The sequence below is a fragment of the Shewanella sp. S1-58-MNA-CIBAN-0166 genome (assembly GCF_040310085.1).
Taxonomy (GTDB): Bacteria; Pseudomonadota; Gammaproteobacteria; order Enterobacterales; family Shewanellaceae; genus Shewanella.
On the sequence record NZ_JBEOPN010000080.1, the window covers coordinates 1 to 641 of the forward strand.

Genomic DNA, 641 nt, shown 5'->3' on the forward strand with positions numbered 1-641 from the left:
GAACCGCTCCCACTGCTTGTACGTATACGGTTTCAGGTTCTATTTCACTCCCCTCACAGGGGTTCTTTTCGCCTTTCCCTCACGGTACTGGTTCACTATCGGTCAGTCAGGAGTATTTAGCCTTGGAGGATGGTCCCCCCATATTCAAACAGGATGTCACGTGTCCCGCCTTACTCGTTTTCATCTATGGTTAGTTTTCATGTACGGGGCTATCACCCTGTGCCGCTGTGCTTTCCAACACATTCCACTAACACCCCATAGACTTAAGGGCTAATCCCCGTTCGCTCGCCGCTACTAGGGGAATCTCGGTTGATTTCTTTTCCTCCGGGTACTTAGATGTTTCAGTTCCCCGGGTTTGCCTCACTACACTATGTATTCATGTAGTGATAACAGCTTATGCTGCTGGGTTTCCCCATTCGGATATCGTTAGCTCAAATGCTTATTACTAGCTCGCCAACGCTTTTCGCAAGTTATTACGTCCTTCATCGCCTCTGACTGCCAAGGCATCCACCGTATACGCTTGGTCACTTAACCATACAACCCAAATGAGTTTCACTTGCGTGAACATCTGGGCCATATCATGACCAGCTGGTTTTTACTTGTCTCACCTCCGACCAGGAAGTGGACTCGCCTTAGTTTTT

General features: G+C 48.5%; 1 rRNA gene. It reads right to left on the reverse strand.

The window, feature by feature from the left end:
- A 23S ribosomal RNA gene (locus AAEY99_RS21165) occupies positions 1–534 on the reverse strand; the annotation flags it as partial.
- Positions 535–641 lie beyond the last annotated feature (107 nt).